This is a genomic window from Nonomuraea glycinis, assembly GCF_014646515.1.
GTDB lineage: Bacteria > Actinomycetota > Actinomycetes > Streptosporangiales > Streptosporangiaceae > Nonomuraea > Nonomuraea glycinis.
On the sequence record NZ_BMNK01000003.1, the window covers coordinates 572,472 to 597,643 of the forward strand.

Genomic DNA, 25,172 nt, shown 5'->3' on the forward strand with positions numbered 1-25,172 from the left:
TTCGCTGCCCTTCCTGGCATGACGTTCAACGCTGGTGCGATTCCCTACGACCCGGGCAGGGAAAGAACGTTGCCCAGCACGTTCGTCACCCGGATCTCCACGACCACCCTGGACGGGTTCGGACGCGGCGGCTTGTAGCGGGCGGCGTAGCGGCGCTCGGCGTCGGCCACCTGCTCAGGCTCGGTCCGCAGCACGGCCCGGCCCTCCAGCGTCGACCACCACCGGCCGTCCACCTGGCACAGTGCCACCAGCGCGCCGGACGAACCGGACGCACCGATGAGCCTGGCCTTGTACGAGGATCCCGAGGTGATCACACGGGCGATCGCGGTGCCCAGGTCCAGCGTGGCCCCCACGGGCACCACGTGCGGCGGGCCCCCGAGCCGGGAGGTGGCGAGCGTACACAGATGCCGCTCCTGCCAGAACGCGGCGAAGCCGTTGCCCTGCTCGACCAGATCCACGATCCTCCTCGGGTGTTTCGCGAGCGCCATCGTATATCTCCCGCTCCGACACCTTTCTCCGGATGAAGCAGTGTGCGCCTCTCTCCGGGGGAAGCCGTGTGCGCCTCGCCGCTCAACGCTCCAGCTCTCGCCGCTCAACGCTTCAGTACGGGCCCCGTCCTCGCTTCAGCTTGAGCGTTGCCCTCGACGCACCCGGGAACACGACGACCAGGTGCTCCTCCCCCGCATCAGAGAGCCGCACATAGACGCGAAGCCGATAGCGGCCCTTCCCCCTGATCGCCAGGTTCGGCATCGGGGCGCCGGCGCCCACATCTCCGCCCTCGCCCATCTCCGGCACGGTCAGCCGGCCGCTGCGGCTGACGATCGGCACCTCGGTGACCTGATACCACCCGGCCGTCCGCCGTGGCGGCGCGGTGCGAAAGGCCTTCACCGTGAGACACACATCAGAGACGTCTTCGATGTGCCCGACGAGCACCGCGCTGCCGCCCACCCCGATGTCGGCGCTGTCGTCGTCGTAGACCCTGTCCATCGCCCGCTCCGACGCCTTGTCGCCGGCTTTGTCCCCGGGGTCGTGGACCAGATAGCCGGGATCACCGTCGACGAACAGGAAGTAGTTGGCCGTGGCCTGGACGACACCCTTCGTCCGGGGCCACGGGTCGCGGCACTTCGCGTTCTGCTCGTCGACGTAGGCGGTGTTCGCCTCCTCGGTCTGCGTGCTCGACCGCAGCAGGTCGGGATGGGTCGCGCCGACGATCTCCGGGCAGACGTAGACGAGGTCCCACGGGTCCGCGCCCCAGCCGGGCCGAGCGCTCCCGGCCCGCGTCAGGATCGCCTCCTGCTCGCCGCGGTCCTTCGCCCGGCACAGCGCCCGCCCGTACGCGAGGACCGCCTGGTCCGACAGGTCCTCCGGGAACATGGGCAGGACTCCGCCATCCGTGCTCCGCGCCCGGCACAGGAACACGGCATTGCGCTCCGCAGGCTTCAGGTCGCCGAAGCTGGGCCGGTCGTAGCAGTCCATCGACCAGCCGGTGTAGGTGAGGTGCGCGGTCTGCTCCGGGTGGATCTGCGAGATGATCGGCAGTACGGCCACAGCCGCCACCCCGACGCGCATCATGCGCCGCCGCCTGGGCGGAAGGTCCACCGGGAGGCTCTCCGTGGGCAGCTCACGGGCGGTCGCCGCGATCCACACGATGCTGATGAGCCCCGCCGCGTCCATCACGACCGGCATCACCACAGTGCCGCTGAAGATCCCTCCGAAAAGAATGTTGAGCGGGATCACCAGCGCGGAGATGCCCACCGACAACCACCCGGCGACCAGCGTGCCCTGGCTCCACCGGCCGTCGCGCCACTGCCCGATGACCGTGACGATGATCGCCGCCGCTCCGCCCAGCATCAAGCCCAGTTCGACGATGCCACCCGAGCCGAACTCCGGAAGGTCGAGTTCGTCGAGCAGTTCGTTGGCCATCCCGGCCAACTCGACCGCGAACAGCACGCCGGCCGCCGCGCGCAGCACGCGGGACCGCCAGCGGATGACGAGCAGGTAGAAGACGTCGATCGCGATCCCCAGCGCGAGCTGAAACACCACGCCCACCACGTCGGGGAGCAGCCCGATCGGGTACCACAGCACAAGGCCGTACGCCACCGCCAGATACAGCAGCCGACGCAGCGCCTTCTCCCGGCGGTCCAGCGCTCCCGGCACGGGGGCACGCAGGATCAGCCAGAGCAACGCGGCCTTCACCAACGCGGCCACCAGCAGCGCCGCGGTCGTCGAAGTGTCGAACCCGCCGCGCGCGTAGAACCCCGCATAGTCCGGCGGCGTCCAGGTGACGGCCGCCCAGAGCCAGGCGTCGCCGAGCACGAGGCCCACGACCGCCGCCGCAAGAACCAGACCTATTACTACAACTCTAATAATCCGCCAGGAACTATGCGAAGGCACGGGACGCGATCTTAGCGCGACGCCACCGTACCGACGGACAGTCGAGCGCACCTCCTTCTGACGGCGTGAGCACCGGATCTCCGGGTGAGGTCAAGAACGCCGCAGCCGAGGCAGGGTGGCGCTCCAGATCATCCGGACGCGAGCGTCAGAGGGTGGCAGAATGTGACCGTGCGCCCACCGCGAGCGAGATTCTTCAACACCACCGGCCCGTGCGACCCGCGCCGCCATTACATGCTGCCCCCCACGCCACGGCTCCCTGAGGCACGGGTGCTCATCGAGATGGACCGCTATTTCGTCCTGCACGCGCCCCGGCAGACCGGGAAAACAACCGCGCTGCGCACCTTGGCCGCCGAGCTGGCCACCGAGGGCGATGTCGCTGCCCTGATGTTCTCCTGCGAGCGCGCCAAGGCGGCCGGTGACGACTTCGCCCTCGCGGAATCACTCCTGCTGGACTCCCTCCGTGCGGCTGCGACGCGGTCGGGCTGGCCCGACGAACTCCTGCCGCCGGACCCCTGGCCGCAGGTCACGCCAGGAAGCCGGTTCATCGAGACGCTGAGCGAGTGGTGCCGCCGCTGCCCGCACCGGGTCGTGCTGTTCATGGATGAAGTCGACGCCCTGCAGGGCAACAGCCTGGTCAGCATCCTCAGCCAGCTGCGCGACGGCCACAACGCGCGGCCGGAGGGCTATCCCTTCCCTGTCTCCGTCGTGCTGTGCGGACTGCGCGACCTGCGTGACTACAAGGTCGCCTCAGGCGGCGACCCCGGCCGGTCCAACCCCGCCAGCCCCTTCAACATCATCGCCAAGTCGCTGCGCCTGGGCGACTTCACCACCAGCCAGATCGCCGAGCTGTACGACCAGCACACCCAGGCAACCGGCCAGGAGTTCACCAAGGACGCGGTGGACCGGGTCTTCGAGCTGACCCAGGGACAACCCTGGCTGGTCAACGCCCTCGCCTACGAGATCACCTTCGAGATGGGGGTGACCGGCGACATCACCGCAGGGCAGGTGGATACGGCCAAGGAGCGGTTGATCCGGGCGCGCGCCACCCACCTCGACGCGCTGGTGGCCCGGCTGCACGAACCCCGGGTCAAGCGGGTGATCGAACCGATCGTGGCCGGGTCGCTCCCCGAGGTCGACCTCACCTTCTCCGACGCGCTGTCGTACGTCCGCGACCTGGGCCTGATCAAAGAAAGACCTCCGCTGGAGGTGGCGAACCCGATCTATCGTGAGGTCATCCTGCAGGTGCTGGGCGACCCGGCGGAACAGTACGTGATGGCCGATCCGCACAGCTTCGTCCTGCCGGACGGCCGATTCGACCTGCCGCGCCTCCTGCAGGAGTTCGTCGTGTTCTGGCGCGAGCACGGCGAAGTACTCATCCGCCAGGAGGGCTACCACGAGGCCGCCTGCCAGATCATCCTCATGGCCTTCCTGCACCGGCTGGTCAACGGCGGCGGCCAACTCGACCGCGAGTACGCCGCCGGCACCAAACGCCTGGACGTGCTCATCCGCTGGCCCCACACCGGCCCAGAAGGCCAACGGCTGATACAACGCGAGGCCATGGAACTGAAAGTCTGGCGAACCGGAGAACACGACCCGAAGCCCGACGGCCTCACCCAGCTCGACCGCTACCTGGACCGGCTCACCCTCTCCACCGGCGTGCTCGTCATCTTCGACCGGCGCCCCGAAGCCCCAACCTGGAACGAACGCGGCGGTTTCGAGCAGACGACCACCCCGTCCGGCCGCCAGGTAACCGTCCTGCGGGTGTGATGCCTGGAACCGACGAGGCCCAAAGCTGAGGTGGCAGCGTTCTACGACCCGGCTTGGCGGGCCACACAGTGTCGGAGGTAGACAGCTCTCGAGCTGAAGGTGCGGGTCTCGACAAGTTCGAGATCCACCCGGCGCTCGCGCGGGAAAAGAACGGCATGCCACCGCCGACCAGCACCGGGTAGACCTTGGGCCAAGGCGGTTCCTTCTGGGTCTGGCCGTTCCGGCAGCGTGCTGATGGGTCCGGCAGATCCTGGAGTCGATCAGCATCCGCTTTGACCTGGACGGCCTGCCCGTCGTCACTGCGGCCGGCGTTCATCCCCTTCTGCCAGCGTGAGCGCCGGGTGATGTCAAGAACGCCGCGGCCGCTCCGACCCTCCTGCGAAGGGAAACACCCCGACCCAGGACGCTAGGAAGTACGCATGTCACAGAACATCGACACCGTCACCACCTACTTGGACGGTTTCCGTAAGAACGATCACGAGCAGATCCTGTCCTGCCTGACCGACGACATCCAGTGGACCGTCTTCGGCGCCTTCCGCCTGACCGGTAAGGACGCCTATGACGGGGCCATCGACGGCCCGCCCGAACTGATCAACCCTCCCCACCTGGAGGTCGTGCGCATGGTCGAGCAGGGCGACGTCGTCATGGCGGAGCTCACCGGGACGGTGAAGCGAGCCGCAGGCGGTGAGATGCGCATGTCCATGGCAGAGGTGTTCGTCATGCGCGACGGCAAGATCGCCGAACGTCGCGCCTGGGTCATCGAACTGAAGGACAACGACTACCGCTGACCCGAGGAGTCCCTCAGGTTGAGGGGAGGTCAGGCCGGGAGGTCGAACTCACCGGTACTGACGCCGCCGAGGAACGCCTTCCATTCGGAGGGGGTGAAGACCAGTTTGGGGCCTATGCAACCGCATCTGGTGGTCGGTGACAGCGCGCTCCGCCGGGCCGACCCGAACGTCCGAGCAAGCCATGTCGAGGCATTCACCGGAGAACTTGCCAGGGAGGGCAGTTCTCCTGCGATTCCCACATCTCGAAGGGCACGAAGAGACTGGCGGGGCACCATCGACAGGCACGTCCGGTCTGGATCTCATCGCCCATCGAAGTTTCCGCTTAACATCGGACAACCGACGGATTGATCGGTCGAGTATCCGCGCACAACCGTCAGTTACGTGATGATTATGTTACTTCAACAGGTTACCGTGTCGCTCGGCATCGCACAGGGGGCTTGGGGATCGTGAGCGAATCTGTCAACGTGAGCGGGCCGATCGCCGGCCAATTGAATACTTCTCCTGACGATTTACCAGGCCATCCGAGACGCTGGCTGACACCCCGGTCAGGTGCCCTCCTCCTTGTCTTTGCAATCGGTGTCGGCTTCCTCTATCTATATGGGAACAACAGGCCAGGACCAACGGCCTGGGACTGGCATCCGAAACCCTATGATCCCCCTATGCAATACGCCTTCATCCCCGAGGGCTCGGAATGCCACAGCTGGCCTTCCAGACGCATCGATGAGGAGACCAAGCCTCCATTGATAGGCTGCACCGAGAGGCGGTTGCACGTCAACTTCAAGAGCGGTGACGGAAGACGGGACATCGGCACGCCATATGGCGCGGGCTGCGGCGGATACCGCGGAGGAGTCAGCGTCGGCGACGACGATTGCTCAGGCGACATACCCCTCTATGACGCAGCCAGCCAGGTGGAGTTGAGCGAGAACAAACGTCGCGGCATCGCTCTGCAAGTCAGCCGCGACGGCCACCGCGTCGCATACTTGAGCAAGAAGTACATGCGGTTCATGAGCTGGGACCTGCCGACAGCACAACTGAAGGCCATCTCGCCACGGCTGGACACGGCCCAAGCGCTGGATGAAGTCCGCGACCTGGCAATTTCTCCGGACGGCAAGTTCTTCGCGGTCTCCTTCGCCGGGGCTCAACCTCGCTTGCTGGTCACAGAGTTCGCCACCGGGCAGACCATCACCATTCCAGGGTTCTGCTCGATCCTCGGCATGAGCAGAGGCGCGTCCCGGATCGCGACACAGAAAACGTGTACCGAATTTGACACAGGCAGCAGGGAGATCCTCCTGAAGCGAGACGGTGCCGTGCTCGGCGAATGGAGCGCTGTCGATTTTCCGGGATACCTCTCCCCCGATGGCCGGTCAATGCTGGCGATACTCCCCGAAGTCAGCGAAGACGGCGACGAGTACGCTGTCATCCGCGACGCCATGACCGGCAAAGTCACCAGGAAACTCAAGCTCGACCTTCTCTCGGAACCGAGCGACGCCATAGAACATGCCTGGTTGACCAACGACGAGTACATCATCGAGGCGGAAACTCCCGAGCCCGACGGATCATTCGGCTACTACCGCTTCAATGTCAAAACGGGAGCCTCGCACAGAATTCGCGATCTCGGCCTGAACCCAGGCGAGAGCATCTCGCTGGGGATCGTCTTCGCGCGCGACCACTGAGGTGCGCATGACGGGCCACGCCCGAACTCACTCGTACGGTGTCCGGAACTCCCGCGGTTCGGCAGAGAGTGGCTCCACGACGTGGGGTCGGCGTCGCGGTCGGCGGATACACGACATATCAGCGATGGAGCCTTACCTTTCGACAGCCGGGAAGGGTGGATGTCCGGCCGTACATCGGAACTACACCGATCGCGCCAGTACGCGTAGGTGACGCCCTCGACGGGTTCGGCTGACGGCATCCCTGACCTGGGAAAAGTTCGTCTCTGCCGGGAAGCCGCTCGGTGGCGGAGGGGCGTCAACACGATCTTGACGGTGGGTGGACCCCGTGAGATATTGCCACTCGATCTTCATGGAGTTCGGCGCAGGCGCCGGGCACTGACACTCCCCTGCCAGTTCCAATGCCCATCTGGGCTATTCGGCGTGCCCCCACCCCCTCCATGCGAAAGGCCCCCCATGCAGATGCGCGCACCCAACGGACAACAGCTCACGGTCGACGGTAACCCTCAGCCCTTCATCGGCGGCTGGGCCTATCTCATCTGGGCCCACGGCCCCACCGGTGGCATGCGGTTCCAGGTCACCCCGGCAGGGTCCGCCGAGCTCGTCTCCAAGCAGATGGGCGACTGGTCCCGCTTCACCGTGCGTGAGGCCCAATGGAACGGCGACCGCATCATGTCGCTGGAGGACCCGGAGAGCGGGACCAACATGGTGTGGGTGGGACCGCACAACGAAGTCGCCACCTTCTTCACCGGCACGAACGTCCCCTTCGAAGCCTTCATGGACGTCCTGGCCAAGTTCGACATCCGGGACACGCCGGAAGGATTGACCATGCTGCCCCGGGCGGGATCGGGCCTGACGCTCGGCAACCTGCTGGCGGTCAACACCATCGACCAGGTGTGCAATGTCCAGGTCAAACCGGCCGAGGAAGCGTCGGAGTCGATCCCGCGCTCCGCGGGCAAGCGGGTGCGCGGCGGCTCGATGTGGCGCGTCGACGAGCGCGACGAGGCCGGCGCCGTGCAGACCCGCTCAGCCTTCATGGTCAACGACAGCACCGCGACGACCGTGGTCGCCGCGCGCCCGGACGACGCGCGCTTCATCAGCGTCGTGGAGTCCATCTCGTGCAGGCTGAGCTAGACCGATGAGAGCATTCCTGGACTCGCTGACGGTTCTGTCCTTCCTGGGGACGGTGCTGCTGCTCTTCGCCTTCGCCGCGATGCTGAACATGGTCCGTGAACTGCAGGGCAAACTGCTGCAGGCGCAGGCGGCCGCACCGGCGGCGCCGGCCGTCAGGTCGGTGGACAGGTTCGGCTCCGCCGACGGTCTGCCGACCTTCGTCCTGGTCGTGTCGGAGCACTGCCCCAACTGCCGGGAGCGTGCCCACCACCTCGCCGCCGTGGCCGGGCCGGACCTGTCCGGCCACGCCGTGCTGCTGGCCTCCGCTGACCGTTGCGCCGAGTGGGTGGCGGCCGGCGAGGTCCTGCCCGTCATCGACGCCGCCCTGGTCGGCACGGTCGCCGTCGGCGCGACCCCGACGCTGGTCAAGTACGCCGCCGACGGGACCGAGGAATGGCGCAGAGTCGTCGGTTCCGATGACGATCTCGACGCCTTTCTCGCCGTCAGCCCTTCAGAGAGGTTAAGCGCATGACAGTCGATGTCGACAGCTACTGGGCCGAGGTGCCCTCCGTGGAGGACGAGCCGGACAGCGGCAAGCGTCCCAGCCTGACGTGGTCGGTGCCCTCCCGCAGAACCGTCTTCAAGACCGCCGGCGTGCTGGGCGGCGCCCTGGCCCTGAACGTGCTGTCCGCCCTGCCGGGCAGGAACAACGCCGCCCAGGCGGTGGTGGGGAACGAGTACACCGACTGCGCCGGTTACAGCAGCAATGCCGGTTACAACAACAACACCAAGGTCTGCGTGGGCGCCCCCTACTCCAGGAGCTACTGCGGCGGCGACGGCTGGTTCGTGCGCTCCTCCGGCACCTGCTACAACAGCTACGCGATCAAGGCTTGTGGTGCGGGCAGCCTGACCGACAGGAACGCCTGGCGGTGGACGCACAGCGGCACCAAGTACCGCTGTGCCGACGGAAACGTCGCCACCTGCGGGGGTACGACCTTCTACATCTGCTCCTGGGCCCTGTAACACCACGTGAGCAACGCCTTCGCCGCCAACCGGGTCGCGCTCGGCCTCGCGCTGAGCGCGGCCCTGGTGATGGCCGCCCACCAGTTCTGGACCCCGTCGTTCGCCCTGCTCGCCTGGACGATGATGGGGGTGACCGCCGGGTTCTCGCTGTCCGGCTCCGTTTGAAGCCTCAACTCAGCGGACCTGCTGACCTCGTCGGTCTGGCGAGGCAAGTTACCGGTTTTCACCATCGGTCTCATGCTCGGCGCACTGCTGGCCGGCCTCCTCACGGGGACGCTCGGCGGGCTGGCCTCGATCATCCCGGAGACCGTGCGGCTGTGGGCTCTCGCCCCGATCGTCGCCGTCATCATGCTCTTCGAGCTGGCCGGACGGCCGCTGTCGCTGCCGCAGAATCGCCGGCTCGTACCGCAGGACGTCATCCCTCGCTCCGACTTCTCCGGGCCGCTGCAGTTCGGCTTCGAGATGGGCACGGGTGTACGTACCTTCACCCCGACCGCGCTGCCTCACCTGCTCGTCCTGATCGTCGTGCTGGCCGGAGGACTCGGACCGGGCCTGCTGGCCGGGCTGGGCTTCGGCGTGGGCCGGGCGCTCATGCCGCTCACTCGCGCGCTCAGCGACGACCCACGCCGGTGGGACACGAAGCTGCTCGCTTCGACGGCCTGGGTGGGACGCCTGTGCGCCACCGGGTTCCTGTTGTCGCTCGCGCTCCTCTGGACATAGATGACCATCTTCGACACTCTGCCTGCCTGCTTCGCCCTGGCGGGCGCCGTACTGCTGGTGATCGCCGCGGTGCGCCGCCGCGGCGACCTGACGAAGGTGATCAGAGCACACGACCTGCTCCCCTCCTTTCTGGTACGGCTCACGCCACTGGCCGGGCCCGCCGAGGGCTTGGCGGGAGCCGCCGTGCTGGCCGGGTGGCTGGCTGGAGAGGCCCGGCTGGTGCGGTTCGCCGCCGCGGCCGTGGCGCTCTGGTACCTGGCACTGGCCGCCTATCTGGCCGTACTGCTGCGGCGTAGGGGCAGGGTGCCGTGCGGATGCCTGGACGAGACCAGCCCGGCCTCGCCGCTGAAGGTCGGCCGTGCTGTACTGCTGGCAGTGGCCACGGCGCCGCTCGTCGCGGGTTGGCCGCCCGTACCTGCTGAGATGGGCGCCCGGCTGCTCGTCTGCGGGCTCGCCGCCGTGGTGGCGGGCTTCCTGATCGTCGCCGACAAGGTGGCCGATCTTCAGGGAACCTCCGCGGCCCACGGGCGGTCATCCAGGTGACTCCGAGAGAGGATCATCAGTCGTGAACCGCACGATCGTGACGCTCCTCGCGCTGCTCTGCGCCTGCGCCGCCTGCGGCACGGAGCCGGTGAAGGCCGACCCGGCCTCCCTCCTCCTGGAGCCGGGCCAGTTGAAGGACGGCCGTACGTGGACGGTCGCGAGCACCTCGCACGGCACCTGGCGAGACCTGGACGAAAGCCTGGTGCCCTGCGGGAAGCGGGTCATCGTGCCGATGGAGGCCACGACCTGGTGGCGTTCCTTCACGGCGACGGACGGCACCGCGATGACGCAGGTCGTGGCGAGCGGGGTGGACGCCATGAACGCCTTCAAGTTCTTCTACGCGGAGTGCGGCGCGGTCGGCACCGTGACCTCGACGGTCGGGCCCAAGAACATCGCGCGCCACGACGGCGAGGTGGAGGTGGCGGCGATGTCGAAGGACAGGTTCATCGTGCTCGCCGGCACCGGCTCTGACACCGAGCTCCAGCGGTTCGCGGAGACCGCGCGCACCCACCTGGACACTGTCCCGTCCTAGACGTGTTCGGGGCGGCATACGGCCCCTCACGCACGCCGGCACACTTCCGACGCTGTCAGCGGCACCTTTCGCATGAGCATCGACATAAGCCCCTGGATCGCCGCACAACGGGATCGGAGCGGCTGGGCGCTGTGTTTCTGCCCCTGCGAGCCCACGACCGGCGATAGGAGGGGGCAGGGGGTGTGGGCGGGGCGCTGACGTGGGGGATGCGGGGAAGTTCGATCTCGGGGTCACCGTAACAGCCGCATCCACCTTTGACCAGATATAAGCGGAAGTTCCGCGTCTTTCGCCGTTACTTATTGACATTTGATCGAAAATGGCGCGTACTTCGATCGAAAGTCGATCTCATTGACTCCGCAGCATCACCCATCATGACGCGACCGGTCCAGGCCAGGCCCATGTCGTGCGCGTAAGCAGTGTCCCGAGCACCCGCAAGTCGCCCTCAAAGCGTCACCGATTGGGGAACCATGACCGAGGTAGGCAGAGGCATGGCGAAAAGCCTGCTCTCCCGGCGTGTCTTCACCACGTCCGCGACGGCTGCCGCGCTGGCAGCATTGGTCCCGGCGAATCAGACCGCGGCGTCGACCCAGGCCCGTACGGCCGGCACGACCATGGGCGCGGTCCGCCGCATCACCCTGTACGCCGAGCGGCTGGAGGACGGCCAGCTGGGCTACGGCCTGGAGCCCGGCAATGCCACGATTCCCGGGCCGCTCATCGAGCTGGTCGAGGGCGACACGCTGGAGATCGAGCTGGTCAACAACCTGGACGTGACGGCGAGCCTGCACGCCCACGGGGTGAACTACGACGTGGCCAGCGACGGTACGCGACTGAACGACAGCGTGGTCGAGCCCGGGAGCCGGCGCACCTACATCTGGCGCACCCACGCGCAGGGCAGGCGCGTGGGCGGCGCCGGCATCGAGCCCGGCAGCGCAGGCTACTGGCACTACCACGACCACGTGGTGGGGACCGATCACGGCACGATCGGCATCCGGCGGGGGTTGTACGGCCCGCTGGTGGTCCGGCGGAAGACGGACGTCAGGCCGGACAAGACGTTCACCGTCGTCTTCAACGACATGATGATCAACAATCGCCCCGCGCACGCCGCGCCGGAGTTCGTCGCCAAGGTCGGCGAGCGGGTGGAGTGGATCGTGATCACCCACGGCGAGTTCTACCACACGTTCCACATCCACGGGCACCGCTGGGCCGACAACCGCACCGGCCTGCTGGAGAGCCTTGAGGACCAGAGCCGGATCATCGACACCAAGATCACCGGGCCCGCCGAGTCGTTCGGCTTCCAGGTGATCGCGGGCGAGCGGGTCGGCCCGGGGGCGTGGATGTACCACTGCCACGTCCAGAGCCACTCCGACATGGGGATGGCCGGCATCTTCACGGTGACGGACGCGGCCGGGAACGTGCCAGGTCAACCGGGCGGCGGTCACTCGGGCGGCGACCACTCGGGCCACTGACGGCCCGCCCCCGAGACCGGATCCGGTCTCCCATGCCGTACGAGCACGGCCCCACGCAGACATCCACGCCCCGGACCGCGGCCGACGGTCCGAATCACCCCCCAACCCAAGGAGCGATGATGGGTCGAACAGGCTGTTTACCGCCCCGACCACCCGCCTGGCGACGCTTACTGATCACGATGGCGAGTGCCGTCCTGGTGCTCGGACTGGCGGCCCCGACCGCCGTGTCAGCTCAGGTTCAGGCCCAGGACCCCGCCCCGGCCGTCAAGAATTCCGGCGTCAACGTGCTGGTCTTCAGCGGTCAGGCCGCGCAGCAGGACGACCCGGTACGGGCGGCCGCGACGGCGATCAGGGAACTGAGCAAGAAGAACGGGTTCTCCGTCGAGGAGGCCCAGGATCCGGCGGTCTTCACCGCCGACAACCTGGCTCGGTTCCGCGGCGTGGTGTTCCTGTCCGCCAAGGGCGTGAATCTGGACGCGTCGGAGCTCGCCGCCTTCCAGGCGTTCATCAGGGGCGGCGGCGGGTTCGTCGGCATCCGTGACGCCGCCCGCGCGCAGGTGGACTCGGCCTGGTTCACCGAGCTGATCGGCACCCGCCCCGTCGGCGCCCTCCCCATCGCGGAGAAGGTGACGGAGAGCGCGGCGAGCGGGGACAACCCGCCGAACGAGACCAAGGACAAAGCTTTCGACGGGGACAACGACACCAAGTGGCTGGCCCGGACGCCGACCGCGTGGGTGCAGGGCAAGCTGGACAAGGCCGTCGCGGTGGCGCACTACGCGCTGACGTCGGCCAACGACTTCGCCGGCCGGGACCCGAAGGACTGGACCCTCCAGGGCTCGCAGAACGGGACGACCTGGACGGATCTCGACAAGCGCAGCGGGGAGACCTTCCCCCAGCGGTTCCAGAGCAAGGAATACAAGTTCGAGAACACCACGGCGTACCCGTACTACCGGCTCAACATCACCGCGAACAGCGGTGAGCCGCTGATCCAGCTCGCCGAGCTGCGGCTGTTCGGGCCCGACTCCGCGCCTCCCCCCGCGCCGAAGGAGCAGAAGGCCGTCGTGGACATCCTCGACCGCCGGCACCCGGCGAACGAGGGACTTCCGCTCACCCTGTCGCGGACCGACAAGTGGCTGAGCTGGAACCCCAATCCGGTGGGCAAGGTCCACACGATCGCGCAGGTCGAGGAGTGGACCTACAACCCGAGCATGAACGGCAACGGCCCGTTCCATCCGGTCTCCTGGTGCCGTGACTACGACGGCGGCCGGTCCTTCTACACCGGCATGGGCGGCACCAAGGCGAGCTACACCAGCGACGACCGGTTCCGCACGCACCTCGCCGGCGCCATCCGGTGGGCGACCGGCATCGTCCGGGGCGACTGCCAGGCGACCATCGCGGCCAACTACACCGTGGAACGGCTGACCGCGCCGAACACGCAGGGCCGGCTCGACCAGATCGGCGAGCCGCACGGCCTGACCATCGCGCCGAACGGCAAGGTGTTCTACATCGGCAAGGCGGCCTGCGCCACCGGCCCGATCCCCGACTGGAACGACCCGAAGGTGGGCCTCGGCTGCGGCACCATCCACCAGTGGGACCCGAGGACCAAGCAGGTCAAGCTGCTGACCACGCTGCCCGTCATGGGCAACCGCGGCAGCAGCAACGATGAGCTGGTCAAGAACGAGGAGGGCCTGGTCGGCATCACCCTCGACCCGGACTTCGCGGAGAACGGCTGGGTCTACGCGTACTGGATGCCGCACGACTCGATCGACCGGAACAGGCGCATCGGCAAGCGGACGGTCTCCCGGTTCAACTACGAATCGCGGACCCAGACGATCGACCTGAGCAGCCGCAAGGACCTCCTGCGGTGGGACACCCAGATCCACAGCTGCTGCCACGCGGGCGGCGGCATGACCTTCGACGAGGACGGCAACCTCTACATCGGCTCCGGTGACAGCAACTCCTCCGGCGGATCCGGCGGCTACTCCGGGAACAACTGGACCCAGGACTACAAGGGCACCTCGTTCCAGGACGCCCGCCGTACCTCCGGCAACACCAACGACCTCAACGGCAAGATCCTCCGCATCCACCCGGAGCCCGACGGCACCTACACGATCCCCAAGGACAACCTGTTCACCGGCAAGGAGGAGGGCGGCGGCAAGACCCGCGCGGAGATCTGGGTGATGGGCGTCCGCAACATCGCGCGGCTGGAGTGGGACAAGAAGAACGACTGGCTCACGGCCGGCTGGGTCGGTCCGGACGCCGGCGGCCCGAGCGAGACGTGGGGACCGGCGAAGTACGAGACCGTGACGGTTCTCACCTCCGCCGGCAACCAGGGCTGGCCGTACTGCATGGGCAACAAGCAGCCCTACCGCGACCGCAGCAACAGCGACGCCACCCAGCCCGCCGAGTGGTACGACTGCGACAACCTGAAGAACACCTCGCCGCGCAACACCGGCCTCGTCGACATCCCGCCGGCGCGCGCCAACATGATCTGGTACTCGCCGCAGGGCGGCGGCCCGGTCTACCCGAAGCGGCAGGACGACAGCGGTCTCCCCACGTACAAGCAGGGCGAGGAGACCTTCACCATGCCCTACCTCAAGGGCGGCGGCCAGGCGGTCATGTCGGGCCCGACCTACCACCGCTCCCAGACCAACACCGCCAGCGGGGTCGCGTGGCCGGAGTACTGGGACAACAAGTGGTTCATCGGTGACGAGTCCAACGGCAACAACCGCATCGCCGTGACCGTGAACCCGGAAACCGCCCGGGACGCGGGCCGGCCGGCGTTCGCCGAGGACCTGCGGAACATCATCCCGACCGGCGGCGCCGCCAACCAGCTCCAGTCGTGGATGGACGCGAAGTTCGGTCCCGACGGCGCGCTCTACATGCTCGACTACGGCAGCGGCTTCTTCAGCCTGCACGCGAACCAGAAGCTGATCCGCGTCACCTACAAGGGCGGCCCGGCGACGCCGGACCCGGCCGCCGCCGTGGCTCGTCCCGCCCAGCAGAACGCCGAGCCCAGGACGATGACGTTCTCCAGCGCCAAGGCCGGCGGCGTGGCGTGGGAGTGGAACTTCGGCGACGGCAGCGAGCCGTCGACGGAGGCTGACCCGACGCACACCTACGCCGGCTTCGGCACCTACCAGGCGACGCTGAAGGTCACTTACGCCGACGGCGAGCAGGCCACCGGGAAGATCGCTGTCACGGTCGGCTGCGCCGCGCCCGACGCCCGGCCGACGGTGCAGCTGCTCGACGCCTTCACCGGCGTGCGCAACAAGGCGGCCGGCGGCGGCTGCACGATCAACGACCTGATCGACGACGAGCGCGACTGGGAGAACCACGACCAGTTCGTCAAGCACCTCGACACCGTCGTGACCCAGCTCCTCGGGAACGGCGTCATCACCGCCCAGGAGGCGGAGGCGCTGCGCACCGCCGGCGCCGAGTCGGAGGTCGGGAGGGTGACCGGGTACCAGCCCATCTTCGACGGCACGGCGTCGTCGCTGCAGGGCTGGAGCCAGGCCCCGTCCGGGCAGTTCACCCTCCAGCCGGACGGCACGATCCGCAGCTCTGGCGGTCTGGGCATGCTGTGGTACTCCGACAAGGCGTACGCGGACTTCTCGGTCCGGCTGCAGTTCCGGGACAGTTCGCCCGGCCAGCATCGCGCCAACACCGGCGTCTTCGTCCGGTTCCCTGACCCGAGGACCCCGCTGGAGCAGCGTCCCGCCGGAAGCTGCGGCACGGTCGGCACGGCGCGCACGTCACCCGCGTGGGTCGCGATCTTCTGTGGCCACGAGATCCAGATCTACGACGGCGACACGGGCGAGCCGCAGAAGACGGGCTCCGTCTACAACTTCTTGCCCAATGGCCTGAACCGGGCCGGGGTGACCCCGAAGGAGCAGTGGAACGACTACGAGGTCCGGGTGGTCGGCCAGCACTACACGATCATCCGCAACGGCACCGTGATCAACCAGTTCGACAACACGCCGGGCAAGGCGTCCTCCCGCGCCGGTGACCCGCCCACGGACCTGCGCCAGTTCATCAGCGGGTTCATCGGGCTGCAGAACCACGGCGGCGACGACGTGGTCGACTTCCGCAACGTCCGCGTGCGCGAACTCTAGGCCGGGTGCCGGGCCGGGAGGCGATACCCGTGCCCGGCACCCCACCCCCAGCTCGGAAAGGTGCAGACACATGCATGTCGGATCTCTCCCCTCCCTCGTGATCAGAGCCTTACGGCGGGCGGCCGGAGCGGTGACGGCGCCACGCCTCGCCATGGCGCTGCTCGCCGTGGCGCTCCCCGCGCTCTTCCTGTCGTCGATCCAGGCCACCGCGCAGCCCCGTACCCAACTCACCGCCGCGCAGGCGGCGGACCAGGTGCTCACCTGGACCGCCGACAACAGCATGACCGCGTACAAGTCGGCGCCGGAAACGGCGGCGGCGGGTCCCGCCACCATCGTCTTCGAGAACAGCGCGGCCACCGGCAACACCAGCGGCATGACGCACACGCTGACGTTCGACACCTCCACCCCCGGCTACAACCACGACGTCAGCCTCAACATCATCGCCAGCCCCTTCGACGCCGACGGCGGCCGGCACATCGCCCAGGTGAACCTCACCCCCGGCAAGTACCGCTACGCCTGCGCGATCCCCGGGCACCCCCTGATGACCGGCGAACTCATCGTCACCGAAGGCGGGGGCGAGGACACGACCGCACCGCAGGTCTCCGCGCAGGTGGCGGGCGACCAGGACGAGAACGGTGCCTACGTGGGCGCGGCGACCGTCACGGTCACGGCGAGCGACACCGAGTCCGGGGTGGACACCGTGGAGTACGCGCTCGACGGCGGGGAGTTCGCGGCCTACTCGGCCCCGGTGTCGGTCAACCAGCCCGGCGCGCACACGGTGACCTTCCGCGCCACCGACAAGGCCGGCAACACCTCACCCGTGGACTCGGTGGAGTTCACGGTGGCGGCTCCGCAGGAGGAGGACACCACTCCCCCGCAGGTCACCGGGAAGGTGACCGGTGACCAGGACGAGGACGGCGACTACGAGGGCGCGGCGACGGTCACGATCACGGCGAGCGACACCGGCTCCGGGGTGGACACCGTGGAGTACTCGCTCGACGGCCAGCCGTTCGCGGCGTACACGCAGCCGCTGTCGGTCAACCAGCCCGGCGCGCACACCGTGACCTTCCGCGCCACCGACAAGGCGGGCAACACCTCGGCCGTGGGCTCGGTGGAGTTCACGGTGGCGGATTCGGAGGGGAAGGACAAGACCCCGCCGCAGGTCTCGGCGCTGCTGTCGGGCCCGCAGGACTCGGCGGGCAACTACGTCGGCGCGGCGACCGTGATGATCTCGGTGAGCGACACCGAGTCCGGGGTGGAGATCGTGGAGTACGCGCTCGACGGCGCGCCCTACATCGAGTACCCGTCCCCCGTGTCGGTCAACAAGGCGGGCGCGCACACCCTGTCCTACCGGGCCACCGACAAGGCCGGGAACACCTCGCCGGTGGCGACGCTGAGGTTCACCGTGGTGCTTCCGGAGGACGACACCACGCTGCCGCAGGTGGCGGCCGCGATCACCGGCACCCAGGACTGGGCCTGGAACTACGTCGGCTCGGCGACGGTGAAGCTGACGGCGAGCGACGTCGGCTCCGGCCTGGACAAAGTGGAGTACTCGCTGGACGGCCAGCCGTTCGCGGCGTACACGAAGCCGCTGGTGGTCAACCAGCCCGGCGAGCACGCCCTGTCCTACCGGGCCACCGACAAGGCCGGGAACATGTCGGTGGGCACGGCCAATTTCATGATCGTGGAACCCGACAGCGAGTAGCGCCCTCGTCCCGAGAAGCGAGTCCGTCAACCGGCGAGCGGCCCCCGTCCACGGACGGGGGCCGCTCACACACGCGAGGCCTGCGTACCTGGCGGTTCGCGGCCCGTTCACCGCGATGGCCGCCTGCCTTCTCCTGAGCGGCCTACTCGCCCTGTCGGTCCCCGCAGGCACACGCCCGGGAGAGGAGTCACGCGCACACGCGTCCTGACCCCCTGATGGCGCAGCGGTTCAGCCGCCACCGCCCCCGATCAGCGGGTCCACGTTCCACTGCTCAGGCAGATCACTGCCGCAGAAGACGCAAACGAAGTCGCTCTCGCGCACGATGTTGTGCTCCTGGCACCCAGGACAGCGTCGGAATATCACTTCGTGAGTGAAGCCGGACGGATGCCCGAGCCCTACGCAATCGAGAGCCTGGACGACCGATGACCAGGAGCTGACGTCCGGGCAGTACCCGGTTGATTGGTTGGTGACCTCGCGCACGACCCATCTGTCTGCCTCGGGGGCGAAGCTGATCTCGCCGGCGCTCAGGACCGATCGTCCGCCTGCACAGGCCACATGCTCGCTCTGTCGCGGCGCCAACCAAAGCACGCCGTCCGCGCCGACCACAAAGGTGAACGGCTCGACCAGCTCCGCCGCCGAACGCTCGGCGACCCAGCTGTCGAAGTCGGTCGCCGATCCGATCCGGCAGCCGCCGCTGCCAGGTCGAACCGCGGCCTTCAGTTCAGCCGGTCCCACGTACCGATAGTTCCACCCCCGCATGCTCACCTGAGCCAACCTAGAACACTTCCGATACACCCCCTAGATCGACTTCTGAGCGTTTCTGCTCGCTGACCGCCAATCTCTGAGAACGGGCGGGGCTCCGTAAGACTGAAGACCCGCCCGTTCGTACGATGTTCGCCCTGGTCAGCGACCCGAACCGCCAGTCAAGATCGAGCGCCCCGCCAACCTCGGCATCGCCCAAGGCATCAGTGGGCCGCTCACCCAAGCCCTGCGCCGAGACGTCACCGTGGACGGGCACCGAAGGGCATGAGTAACGTGATCCCCGTGCCTCGAACCTCTCTTCTGGCCGCTGCCCTCACGTTGTCGGTCTGCCTTGCGAATGCCTCAATGGCAAGCGCAGCTTCATCGTCACCGCACCAGGCGTCGATTAGTACTACTCACGCATCGACGTCAGCCCAACCGGGCCTGCTACAGACCTTGATCACGCCCAAGCAGACGGCCATCAACAAGACCAAAACCCTGCTGACGACATTCTTCACCGATCAGCAGCTGTCCAAAATCCTGGACAAAATGGCGGAGAACATCTACGCCAACAAGCCTCTTAAAGAATCCTTCGACACTCTCATCGCCACGAATGATCTCACCGCAAGTCAAATGGCGATCATAGCGAGAGTGGAGAACATCTTGCAGAACGATTCCGGGTCGACCTCCGGGACTCCGCTGACCAAGACCAACGCAGTCCTTCTCCGCAGGCTCGAACCATATCACAAGGATATGAGCAAGAAGATTCTCGCAATGAAAAGCGCCCGGAAGACGAAAGCGGAGTGCTTCAATCAGGTTTACGTGATGGTGACCGAACGTCTCACCAAAGCCAATATCACGCCGGCCCTGACCGAGATCAAAAGCAGTCTGACGTCGAAAGAGTGGCAGTCTGTGAGAGTTAATGGCGCAGCACTATTTCTTTGGAGCAAGTACGGGTTGTAGGGCCGTCTGGTCTGCGCCGGCCGCAGTGGCGAGAAGGTCCTCGTCTGATCCGGGCAGCGGGTGCCCGGTGCGGGGTTGACGTTTCACAGCCACCTACCCTGCCGGGCAGGGTCTTACGGGACGAAGTGTGGATCATAGCCATGTGACCTTGCCATCACGTACGGCCTTGCCCGTGCCGACCACCGCATAACGCGGGCTGCCGTCGGCGTTGACCTACCGCCCGATCAGCGCCGTGAACAGGAACACGGCCAGTACGACGGCTGCCACCACCAACCCGGCCTCGCGCAGATCGGTCGGTCGCGGCCGGACCCCCGCACCCGCGATCCCGGCCAGCAGGACCATGGTGGCCGGGGAGAGCAGCCAGGCCAGGATCAGGCGCGGCACCACGAAGGACGGCGGCGCCACCTGCGCGTGCAGGCACTCCTGCCAAGCCAAGGGCATATCGGGAGACAGCCACTTCTCGGCCTCGGCCAGCGCGGCGGGGAGCAGGGCGACCACCAGTCCCAGCGTGGCGGGGAGCAAGGAACTGCTCCGGCTCACGTTGAGACCACCCCGGGACCGCGATCGAATCGCCCAGAACGCGGCCAGCGCCAGCAGCACGGGCTGGAGTCGGGCGAGCCGGTCACCGAGGAAGCCGGCCACCTGAGCCGCCGGAACAGGCTGCGGCCAGTCCAACGACCCGGCACTGCTGCAAGTGATCATCACCGTCACGGCGAACAGGGGCTCGACCAGCAGATCCCACAGCGACAGCGCCACCGCCGCCGACCAGAAGACCTTCATCACGCGCATGGGGGCTTTCCGAACTTGTGTAGAGGGCCGGAATAGCCCAGGCGGTCGCGGGTCTCTGAATGCGCTTGGACCATCTGCGACTCGAATGATCGAGCTAGGAGGCGAGTCAGTTGATCAGTCGTCCTGCAAGGCCTCGTCGCTCCGGACGAAAGTGCCGACACCGCGAACTGCATAAGCGGCGCCCTCCTGGCGCAACCTGGTCAACACCTTCTGAGCGGTGTTCGGTGCAATGCCGAACTCCTCCACGAGTTGATGCTGTAGCGCTTCGCGGATGGCGACCTGCCGATACACCGGCATCCCAGAGCTGTAGTCGGTCACAACCACAGCCGCGCGATGTCCGCAACCCCGGGCCCAGTGGCGCCCGCAGGACCGACAGATGCGTCACAAGTGCGCGTTTTACGCGTTCGGGTCCCAGTCGGCGAGCTGCTCCATCGGCTCGGTGTCGCCGGTGGTCTCCAGGCCGTCGAGCGGGACGCGCTCGTAGAAGTAGAGGACCAGCTCGCTCGCTGCGCCTCGCATCGCCATGTCGCCCGGCTCCGCGTCGGCGGCGAGGTCGTCGCAGCGGACGCCGTCGGCGTTGAGGGTCAGGCGCCAGGAGCGGCCCTCGGTCGCGTGCAGGTCGATGGTCGCCGGCTTGAACGGCCAGGGGACGCTCGTCGCCGCGACGGTCGTCAAGAACTCGTCGACGCCCTCGACCGCGACGTCCGTCGGCAGCGGCTGCGCGGCCCCCTGGGCGAGCAGGGCGTCGTAGGTGTGGACGGCGATCTCCTGGATCTGGTGCCGGGCCACGGCTCCGCTGGTCTCCGGGGCCTGCGAGCGACCCCACCAGGTCCAGCAGCCCCGGTCCGGACCGGCCTCGCGCAGCGCGTCGAGCATGAGCCCGGTCGACTCGGCGAGCCAGGCGTCCAAAGCTTCGCGATCGCGAGGCGCGGTCGGGGCACCCTTCGGGTCCGTCCTCGCCGGAGGCTCAGCGCCCGGACCCGCCGCGACGATGGCAGCCTGGCGGCGGCGGCCGTCGCCGAGATGCTGCACCAGTTCACGCAGCGTCCAATCCGGGCAGGCCGTGACCTGAACGTCAAGGTCGGGAGCGGACGCGATCGCGGCGCGGAACGCGGCCGAGCGGTCTTCGATCAGCCGCAGGACCTCGGGGAAGTCCAGAATGTTTTGCACCTCGGTTGTGTATCACGGCGCTCCGGCCGCCGGGTAGCGAATTTATCGGACGAATGCGTCGACGGCCGGGCGGAGCGTCGGCGCCGAAGCCGGCCTGAAACTCCGCGCGCTGCTCGCCAACGGCGACTTCGACCGCTACTGGACCTGCCATCTGGGCCAAGAGCACCAGCGCAACCACCGCACGACCTGGGCCGGCCCGCCGGGGAGCGCAGGATCTGGCGGGACTGCTTCACGACTCTGCCGGAGGCGCGCCTCCTGACCCGCGCGGAGGTGGACAAGCTGCTCGATCAGCCCGTCCCCAAGATGCCCGGGCCGATCGGGAACATGCTGTGACCTGCCTGAGTGTCAGCGGCCCCGGTGTACGTACTGGTTGTAGCGAGTGGTGGTGTTGACGCAGTGAAAGTCAGATTTCTTGTTGTAGACGCACAGCTCCAGAGCGACCGCCGATATGGCCCGGGAGCCGGAGCGGACGTAGTTTCCGAAGTTGGTGCCTTTGTCGCGGCAGCCGTTGGTGTCCTTTTTCCAGGCGCCTGTGTGCCAGCTTCCGGTGGTGTATTTCCATACGGCCCGGGCCTTCACCGGAAGATTGTCATGGGGGCAGAGGTCCCGAACCTTCAAGTTCCGGAAGACGACCTTCGTCCGGCTGACGAAGTCGACGGTTACCTGGGCGTACCCGTTGCCGCCGCTCGGGCGTGTCGTGCGGCCGGAAGACACTCCGTCCCTCGCCTGCGCCGGGCTTGCCACCAGCAGTCCGCTCAATGTTGCGATGGCCAGCGCGGCGCTCAGGATACGGGTCTTCAACAGTCCTCTAGCAAGAGATGGCCTAGTTGGCCCTGAACCCTAGGGAGGATCTGCCTGATGATCAACCCTGCTTCGAATGGTGAGACGCCCGGTGAGCCTCGGCGGGCGGCAGAGCGGTGTCGGCCGCGGTGGTGCCGGAACGCCGACGGTCCGTCCATCTCACGTCCGGCGACGCCGGCGAGGAACTGGTCGCGGTCGTCGTGCTCGCGCGGCCGCGTCGCCGCCTCGTGCACGAACGAACGCTGGGGGCGGCTCATGTGCAAGGCACACAGGTGACATGGGGCGTCTCGCCGTCCGAAGCTCGATCAGCAACTTGATCACGGCCCATCCCTGGCCCACAGCTTATGAGCGTCAACGAGAACGGGCGGGACTCCATGAGACTGGAGGCCCGCCCGTACCTACGATGTTCGCCCTGGCCAGCGGCCATAACCGCCGGTCAAGATCGTGTGCCCCCTGTAGGATTCGAACCTACGCACCCGGCTCCGGAGAGGAGTGCGGTTGCAGACCCTACCACGCACTTGAGCTGCGAAAACGAGCCTTAACCTGCGTCTCCAAGCCGGCCCGGTCCATGACTGGTCCACGAGACCCGTATCCATTGATCCGTAAGCGGCTCGCATGCTCGGCGGACGATCAGTCGTTCGACGCTCAGCGGTTCCCGAGGAGCCACTGCCCCGGCGACAGCAGAACTCCAACCAGCCGCAGAAGTTCAGCTGGGAGCACAGTCACATCCATACGGTTCATTCTCAAGCAAAATTTACTGAGATCAGCTATGCTCTCCGCATGACTGAGAAGGATGATGCGCTCGGCGACTTGAGGGACGCCGACGTGCTCAAGGCTCTGTGCTGGGCCTGGGACAGCGCCGTGCAGCATGCTCTGGACTCGTACGAGCCCACGACTGGTCACCATCAGGGTTGGGTGGGGTACACCGCCTGGACGATCCTCGTTGACCGCTTGGACCGAGTGTTCTCGTGTGAGCGCTTCTCCGTGAACCCGAACGACACGTTCGAGGTCGGGGAAGATCTGGTCGCTGAGGGCCTGCTGTCCGGTGAGTACGAGGCCATGCCCCGTCTGATTCCCGGTCTTGTCGTGCGCGACGACCTGAATGGGTCTCCCGGATGGCGCTACAAGGAGTGGCGCTTCCTTCTCCAGTCCTTCGGCGGTAAGGATGTGGACAGCATCCCATGGCCGCAGGCGCGGCCCACCAAAAAGGCCGTCGCCACGCAGCCCTATCCTGACGAGATGGTGCTTCCGGGCTTCGAGCAGCTCATGGCGATCGATGTCCTCGCCGACGTTCTCAAGACACCGGTCAGCGACCTTACCGTGGTGACCCTAGTCGCGGCGTGGGCGATCGACGCGCATACCAAGGGTTCTGAGCTTCACCTCGGTCGACCGCGTTATAACCGGAAGGGATCGGAGGCCTGGCACTGGCGTGTCGAGCTGCGGAACGGTCCTCCTGATGGAAGACAGGGCATTGACCCCATCCCCGCCACTCCGCCTAAGAGTCCTTCGCCTCAGGAGGTGCAGGACGCCGAGGTCACGCTTCGCGCTATGCCGCGCAAGGCTAATTCACAGAAAGACGAAGGGTGAACAACCAGCAATACAGGGCAGGGATAACAGAGGCAGCTAAGCTTTTCGTCGGAAGCCGTCTCAAATTGGCGCGCCAGCTAGCTGGACTCCGCAAAGTCGAGCTAGCAGCACAAATTGAGAAGACACCGACAGCGATTGCAGGCTACGAGTCTGGGCGTACACGTCCTGCTCCCGCCACAGTTGCTCAGTTGTCTGTGGCGCTCGGGGTGGAACCAAGTTTCTTCTTGGCTACCCCGAGCACCATGCTCTCGCCCTCATCAAATGTCATACCGCACTTTCGGTCGCTAAGGACTACAACGCAAGTTGTGCGGGATCAAGCGACCGCCTACGGATGGATAGTTCACGATATTGTACAGACGCTCGAACGATATGTAGATATGCCGCAATGCCGAATTCCATCACTCCCCGTGCCGGTAGATAGCGAAACGACGTCAGAGCCTGTCATTGCCGCACAGGAACTGCGTAAGGCATGGGGAATCGAGAAGGGGCCTATCGCACACCTTCTGCGGTCTGCAGAGAACAATGGAATTGTAGCGGCCTTCGGTCCAGCCCAATCGGCCTCTGTGGATGCATATTCGTTTGAAACGCCACACCGGCCTATAGTAATCCTAAACCCAATAAAGGATGATTACTATAGGCAGCGATTTGACCTTGCTCATGAACTGGGTCATCTGGTAATGCACTTGGACGTAGAGCCAGGAGGGCGCCTAGTAGAACTGCAAGCTCACCATTTTGCTTCGGAGCTGCTTATGCCGGAAAGTGAAATAATCGGCCAGCTACCCCGCCGCCTTAATTGGTCGCAGCTCCTTACTTTGAAGGAGTATTGGGGCGTGAGCATGCAGGCACTTCTATATAGGGCCAGGGAGTTGGGTACTCTATCTGATATAACCTACCGAAATGCCATGATTAGAATGTCCAAGGAAGGGTGGCGTCGCCAGGAGCCGGGACGTCATCCTGGGCTTGAGCAGCCCTCAATACTCCCGAAGTCTCTTGAGCTCTTGGAGAGCGCAGGAATCGCGGCGGTTATTATAGCGCGCGAGGCACGTGCACCCATGAACCTTTTCTCAACGGCCACCGCACGTCAACCGACACTATCGAACGCGACGGCAGAAGAACTCACCATTGAGGCCCACGATTTTGCAAGCCCGGAGAAGGGAGGGAGGGTATTCTCTCTGTTCGATAACTAGAGCTTCTCTCGTCGCGAACCTTGAGGAATGGCGAACCTGGCAGAAGCAGGGCTCGATGCAGCGAGGAGACCATAGGTACACACCGCCCTTCGCCAGAT

The 25,172-nt window shown here is 66.6% G+C and carries 23 protein-coding genes and 2 pseudogenes; 18 read left to right on the forward strand and 7 right to left on the reverse strand.

All coding sequences use genetic code 11. From position 1 onward, the window contains the following. Positions 1 to 44 precede the first annotated feature (44 nt). Together IEY87_RS12175 and IEY87_RS12180 are read right to left on the reverse strand one after the other, a co-directional pair. Entirely contained in the window at positions 45 to 488 is a 444-nt protein-coding gene (locus IEY87_RS12175; RefSeq protein WP_189138660.1) for a pyridoxamine 5'-phosphate oxidase family protein, read from the reverse strand. A 112-nt stretch (positions 489 to 600) separates the two neighbouring features. Further along, on the reverse strand, positions 601 to 2,325 hold the full coding sequence (locus IEY87_RS12180) for a hypothetical protein (RefSeq protein ID WP_189138661.1): 1,725 nt from the start codon (positions 2,323 to 2,325) through the stop codon (positions 601 to 603). Between the two features lie 237 nt (positions 2,326 to 2,562). Between IEY87_RS12180 and IEY87_RS12185 the strand changes: the two genes are divergently transcribed. The 13 genes from IEY87_RS12185 (at position 2,563) to IEY87_RS12245 (ending at position 17,836) form a co-directional block, all read left to right on the forward strand. Continuing rightward, on the forward strand, positions 2,563 to 4,161 hold the full coding sequence (locus IEY87_RS12185) for an AAA family ATPase (protein WP_229699327.1): 1,599 nt from the start codon (positions 2,563 to 2,565) through the stop codon (positions 4,159 to 4,161). Between the two features lie 419 nt (positions 4,162 to 4,580). Further along, positions 4,581 to 4,949: a nuclear transport factor 2 family protein gene (locus IEY87_RS12190; protein ID WP_189138662.1), complete on the forward strand. Its 369-nt coding sequence runs from the start codon at positions 4,581 to 4,583 to the stop codon at positions 4,947 to 4,949. A gap of 659 nt (positions 4,950 to 5,608) precedes the next feature. Continuing rightward, complete coding sequence (locus IEY87_RS12195) at positions 5,609 to 6,622, forward strand: WD40 repeat domain-containing protein (protein ID WP_189138663.1); 1,014 nt, start codon at positions 5,609 to 5,611, stop codon at positions 6,620 to 6,622. Positions 6,623 to 7,075: 453 nt separating this feature from the next. Further along, on the forward strand, positions 7,076 to 7,753 hold the full coding sequence (locus tag IEY87_RS12200) for a hypothetical protein (protein WP_189138664.1): 678 nt from the start codon (positions 7,076 to 7,078) through the stop codon (positions 7,751 to 7,753). Positions 7,754 to 7,757: 4 nt separating this feature from the next. Continuing rightward, positions 7,758 to 8,264, forward strand: coding sequence for a hypothetical protein (locus IEY87_RS12205; protein WP_189138665.1), 507 nt, complete (start codon positions 7,758 to 7,760; stop codon positions 8,262 to 8,264). Further along, positions 8,261 to 8,755, forward strand: a complete 495-nt coding sequence (locus IEY87_RS12210) for a hypothetical protein (RefSeq protein ID WP_189138666.1) — start codon at positions 8,261 to 8,263, stop codon at positions 8,753 to 8,755. The genes IEY87_RS12205 and IEY87_RS12210 overlap by 4 nt, the downstream gene beginning before the upstream one ends. 6 nt (positions 8,756 to 8,761) lie before the next feature. Then, on the forward strand, positions 8,762 to 8,920 hold the full coding sequence (locus IEY87_RS12215) for a hypothetical protein (protein WP_189138667.1): 159 nt from the start codon (positions 8,762 to 8,764) through the stop codon (positions 8,918 to 8,920). Positions 8,921 to 8,992: 72 nt separating this feature from the next. Then, the gene (locus tag IEY87_RS12220; protein WP_189138668.1) at positions 8,993 to 9,475 is read left to right on the forward strand and encodes a hypothetical protein; all 483 of its coding nucleotides are present in this window, start codon (positions 8,993 to 8,995) and stop codon (positions 9,473 to 9,475) included. Next, positions 9,476 to 10,018, forward strand: coding sequence for a MauE/DoxX family redox-associated membrane protein (locus IEY87_RS12225; protein ID WP_189138669.1), 543 nt, complete (start codon positions 9,476 to 9,478; stop codon positions 10,016 to 10,018). It abuts the gene before it with no gap. A 22-nt stretch (positions 10,019 to 10,040) separates the two neighbouring features. After that, positions 10,041 to 10,550, forward strand: a complete 510-nt coding sequence (locus IEY87_RS12230; RefSeq protein WP_189138670.1) for a hypothetical protein — start codon at positions 10,041 to 10,043, stop codon at positions 10,548 to 10,550. Between the two features lie 488 nt (positions 10,551 to 11,038). Beyond that, the gene (locus IEY87_RS12235) at positions 11,039 to 12,016 is read left to right on the forward strand and encodes a multicopper oxidase domain-containing protein (RefSeq protein WP_189138671.1); all 978 of its coding nucleotides are present in this window, start codon (positions 11,039 to 11,041) and stop codon (positions 12,014 to 12,016) included. Between the two features lie 179 nt (positions 12,017 to 12,195). Then, entirely contained in the window at positions 12,196 to 16,131 is a 3,936-nt protein-coding gene (locus IEY87_RS12240) for a ThuA domain-containing protein (protein WP_225276955.1), read from the forward strand. Positions 16,132 to 16,201: 70 nt separating this feature from the next. Beyond that, positions 16,202 to 17,836, forward strand: a complete 1,635-nt coding sequence (locus IEY87_RS12245) for an OmpL47-type beta-barrel domain-containing protein (RefSeq protein WP_189138673.1) — start codon at positions 16,202 to 16,204, stop codon at positions 17,834 to 17,836. Positions 17,837 to 18,064: 228 nt separating this feature from the next. Here IEY87_RS12245 and IEY87_RS12250 read toward each other — a convergent pair whose 3' ends face one another. Then, positions 18,065 to 18,595 carry a hypothetical protein gene (locus IEY87_RS12250; protein WP_189138926.1) on the reverse strand — a complete coding sequence of 177 codons (531 nt, stop codon included), beginning with the start codon at positions 18,593 to 18,595 and terminating at the stop codon, positions 18,065 to 18,067. A gap of 267 nt (positions 18,596 to 18,862) precedes the next feature. Here IEY87_RS12250 and IEY87_RS12255 point away from each other — a divergent pair, with 267 nt between their 5' ends. Beyond that, a complete protein-coding gene (locus IEY87_RS12255) occupies positions 18,863 to 19,540 on the forward strand; it encodes a hypothetical protein (protein ID WP_189138674.1) in 678 nt (225 codons plus the stop codon). Positions 19,541 to 19,753: 213 nt separating this feature from the next. On the opposite strand, the gene IEY87_RS12260 is transcribed toward IEY87_RS12255, so the two are convergent. From IEY87_RS12260 to IEY87_RS12270, 3 genes are all read right to left on the reverse strand, one after another. Beyond that, positions 19,754 to 20,329 (reverse strand): hypothetical protein, encoded by a 576-nt coding sequence (locus tag IEY87_RS12260; RefSeq protein ID WP_189138675.1) that lies wholly within the window; start codon positions 20,327 to 20,329, stop codon positions 19,754 to 19,756. A 114-nt stretch (positions 20,330 to 20,443) separates the two neighbouring features. Continuing rightward, on the reverse strand, positions 20,444 to 20,647 hold the full coding sequence (locus IEY87_RS12265) for a GntR family transcriptional regulator (RefSeq protein WP_189138676.1): 204 nt from the start codon (positions 20,645 to 20,647) through the stop codon (positions 20,444 to 20,446). 78 nt (positions 20,648 to 20,725) lie between these two features. After that, positions 20,726 to 21,499: a maleylpyruvate isomerase family mycothiol-dependent enzyme gene (locus IEY87_RS12270; RefSeq protein WP_189138677.1), complete on the reverse strand. Its 774-nt coding sequence runs from the start codon at positions 21,497 to 21,499 to the stop codon at positions 20,726 to 20,728. A 79-nt stretch (positions 21,500 to 21,578) separates the two neighbouring features. Here IEY87_RS12270 and IEY87_RS45625 point away from each other — a divergent pair. Continuing rightward, positions 21,579 to 21,758, forward strand: a pseudogene (locus IEY87_RS45625) (hypothetical protein); the annotation flags it as partial. An 86-nt stretch (positions 21,759 to 21,844) separates the two neighbouring features. On the opposite strand, the gene IEY87_RS12275 reads toward IEY87_RS45625, so the two are convergent. Next, positions 21,845 to 22,300: a hypothetical protein gene (locus tag IEY87_RS12275; protein ID WP_189138678.1), complete on the reverse strand. Its 456-nt coding sequence runs from the start codon at positions 22,298 to 22,300 to the stop codon at positions 21,845 to 21,847. A gap of 780 nt (positions 22,301 to 23,080) precedes the next feature. On the opposite strand from IEY87_RS12275, the gene IEY87_RS12280 reads away from it, so the two are divergent. The 3 genes and pseudogenes from IEY87_RS12280 (at position 23,081) to IEY87_RS12285 (ending at position 25,074) form a co-directional block, all read left to right on the forward strand. Continuing rightward, positions 23,081 to 23,887: a hypothetical protein gene (locus IEY87_RS12280; protein WP_189138679.1), complete on the forward strand. Its 807-nt coding sequence runs from the start codon at positions 23,081 to 23,083 to the stop codon at positions 23,885 to 23,887. Continuing rightward, a pseudogene (locus tag IEY87_RS47165) lies at positions 23,884 to 24,099 on the forward strand (helix-turn-helix domain-containing protein); the annotation flags it as partial. The gene IEY87_RS12280 and the pseudogene IEY87_RS47165, both read left to right, overlap by 4 nt. A gap of 93 nt (positions 24,100 to 24,192) precedes the next feature. After that, positions 24,193 to 25,074 (forward strand): ImmA/IrrE family metallo-endopeptidase, encoded by an 882-nt coding sequence (locus IEY87_RS12285; RefSeq protein WP_225276995.1) that lies wholly within the window; start codon positions 24,193 to 24,195, stop codon positions 25,072 to 25,074. Positions 25,075 to 25,172 lie beyond the last annotated feature (98 nt).

What these genes read in the sequence shown, in the direction of transcription:
- IEY87_RS12205 (WP_189138665.1), top strand. Translation starts at nt 7,758, where the DNA reads ATGAGAGCATTCCTGGACTCGCTGACGGTTCTGTCCTTCCTGGGGACG.
- IEY87_RS12190 (WP_189138662.1), top strand. Translation starts at nt 4,581, where the DNA reads ATGTCACAGAACATCGACACCGTCACCACCTACTTGGACGGTTTCCGT.
- IEY87_RS12255 (WP_189138674.1), top strand. Translation starts at nt 18,863, where the DNA reads ATGAGTAACGTGATCCCCGTGCCTCGAACCTCTCTTCTGGCCGCTGCC.
- IEY87_RS12245 (WP_189138673.1), top strand. Translation starts at nt 16,202, where the DNA reads ATGCATGTCGGATCTCTCCCCTCCCTCGTGATCAGAGCCTTACGGCGG.
- IEY87_RS12175 (WP_189138660.1), bottom strand. Translation starts at nt 488, where the DNA reads ATGGCGCTCGCGAAACACCCGAGGAGGATCGTGGATCTGGTCGAGCAG.
- IEY87_RS12260 (WP_189138675.1), bottom strand. Translation starts at nt 20,329, where the DNA reads ATGCGCGTGATGAAGGTCTTCTGGTCGGCGGCGGTGGCGCTGTCGCTG.
- IEY87_RS12225 (WP_189138669.1), top strand. Translation starts at nt 9,476, where the DNA reads ATGACCATCTTCGACACTCTGCCTGCCTGCTTCGCCCTGGCGGGCGCC.
- IEY87_RS12235 (WP_189138671.1), top strand. Translation starts at nt 11,039, where the DNA reads ATGGCGAAAAGCCTGCTCTCCCGGCGTGTCTTCACCACGTCCGCGACG.
- IEY87_RS12195 (WP_189138663.1), top strand. Translation starts at nt 5,609, where the DNA reads ATGCAATACGCCTTCATCCCCGAGGGCTCGGAATGCCACAGCTGGCCT.
- IEY87_RS12210 (WP_189138666.1), top strand. Translation starts at nt 8,261, where the DNA reads ATGACAGTCGATGTCGACAGCTACTGGGCCGAGGTGCCCTCCGTGGAG.
- IEY87_RS12280 (WP_189138679.1), top strand. Translation starts at nt 23,081, where the DNA reads ATGACTGAGAAGGATGATGCGCTCGGCGACTTGAGGGACGCCGACGTG.
- IEY87_RS12240 (WP_225276955.1), top strand. Translation starts at nt 12,196, where the DNA reads ATGGCGAGTGCCGTCCTGGTGCTCGGACTGGCGGCCCCGACCGCCGTG.
- IEY87_RS12250 (WP_189138926.1), bottom strand. Translation starts at nt 18,595, where the DNA reads ATGCGGGGGTGGAACTATCGGTACGTGGGACCGGCTGAACTGAAGGCC.
- IEY87_RS12200 (WP_189138664.1), top strand. Translation starts at nt 7,076, where the DNA reads ATGCAGATGCGCGCACCCAACGGACAACAGCTCACGGTCGACGGTAAC.
- IEY87_RS12220 (WP_189138668.1), top strand. Translation starts at nt 8,993, where the DNA reads ATGCTCGGCGCACTGCTGGCCGGCCTCCTCACGGGGACGCTCGGCGGG.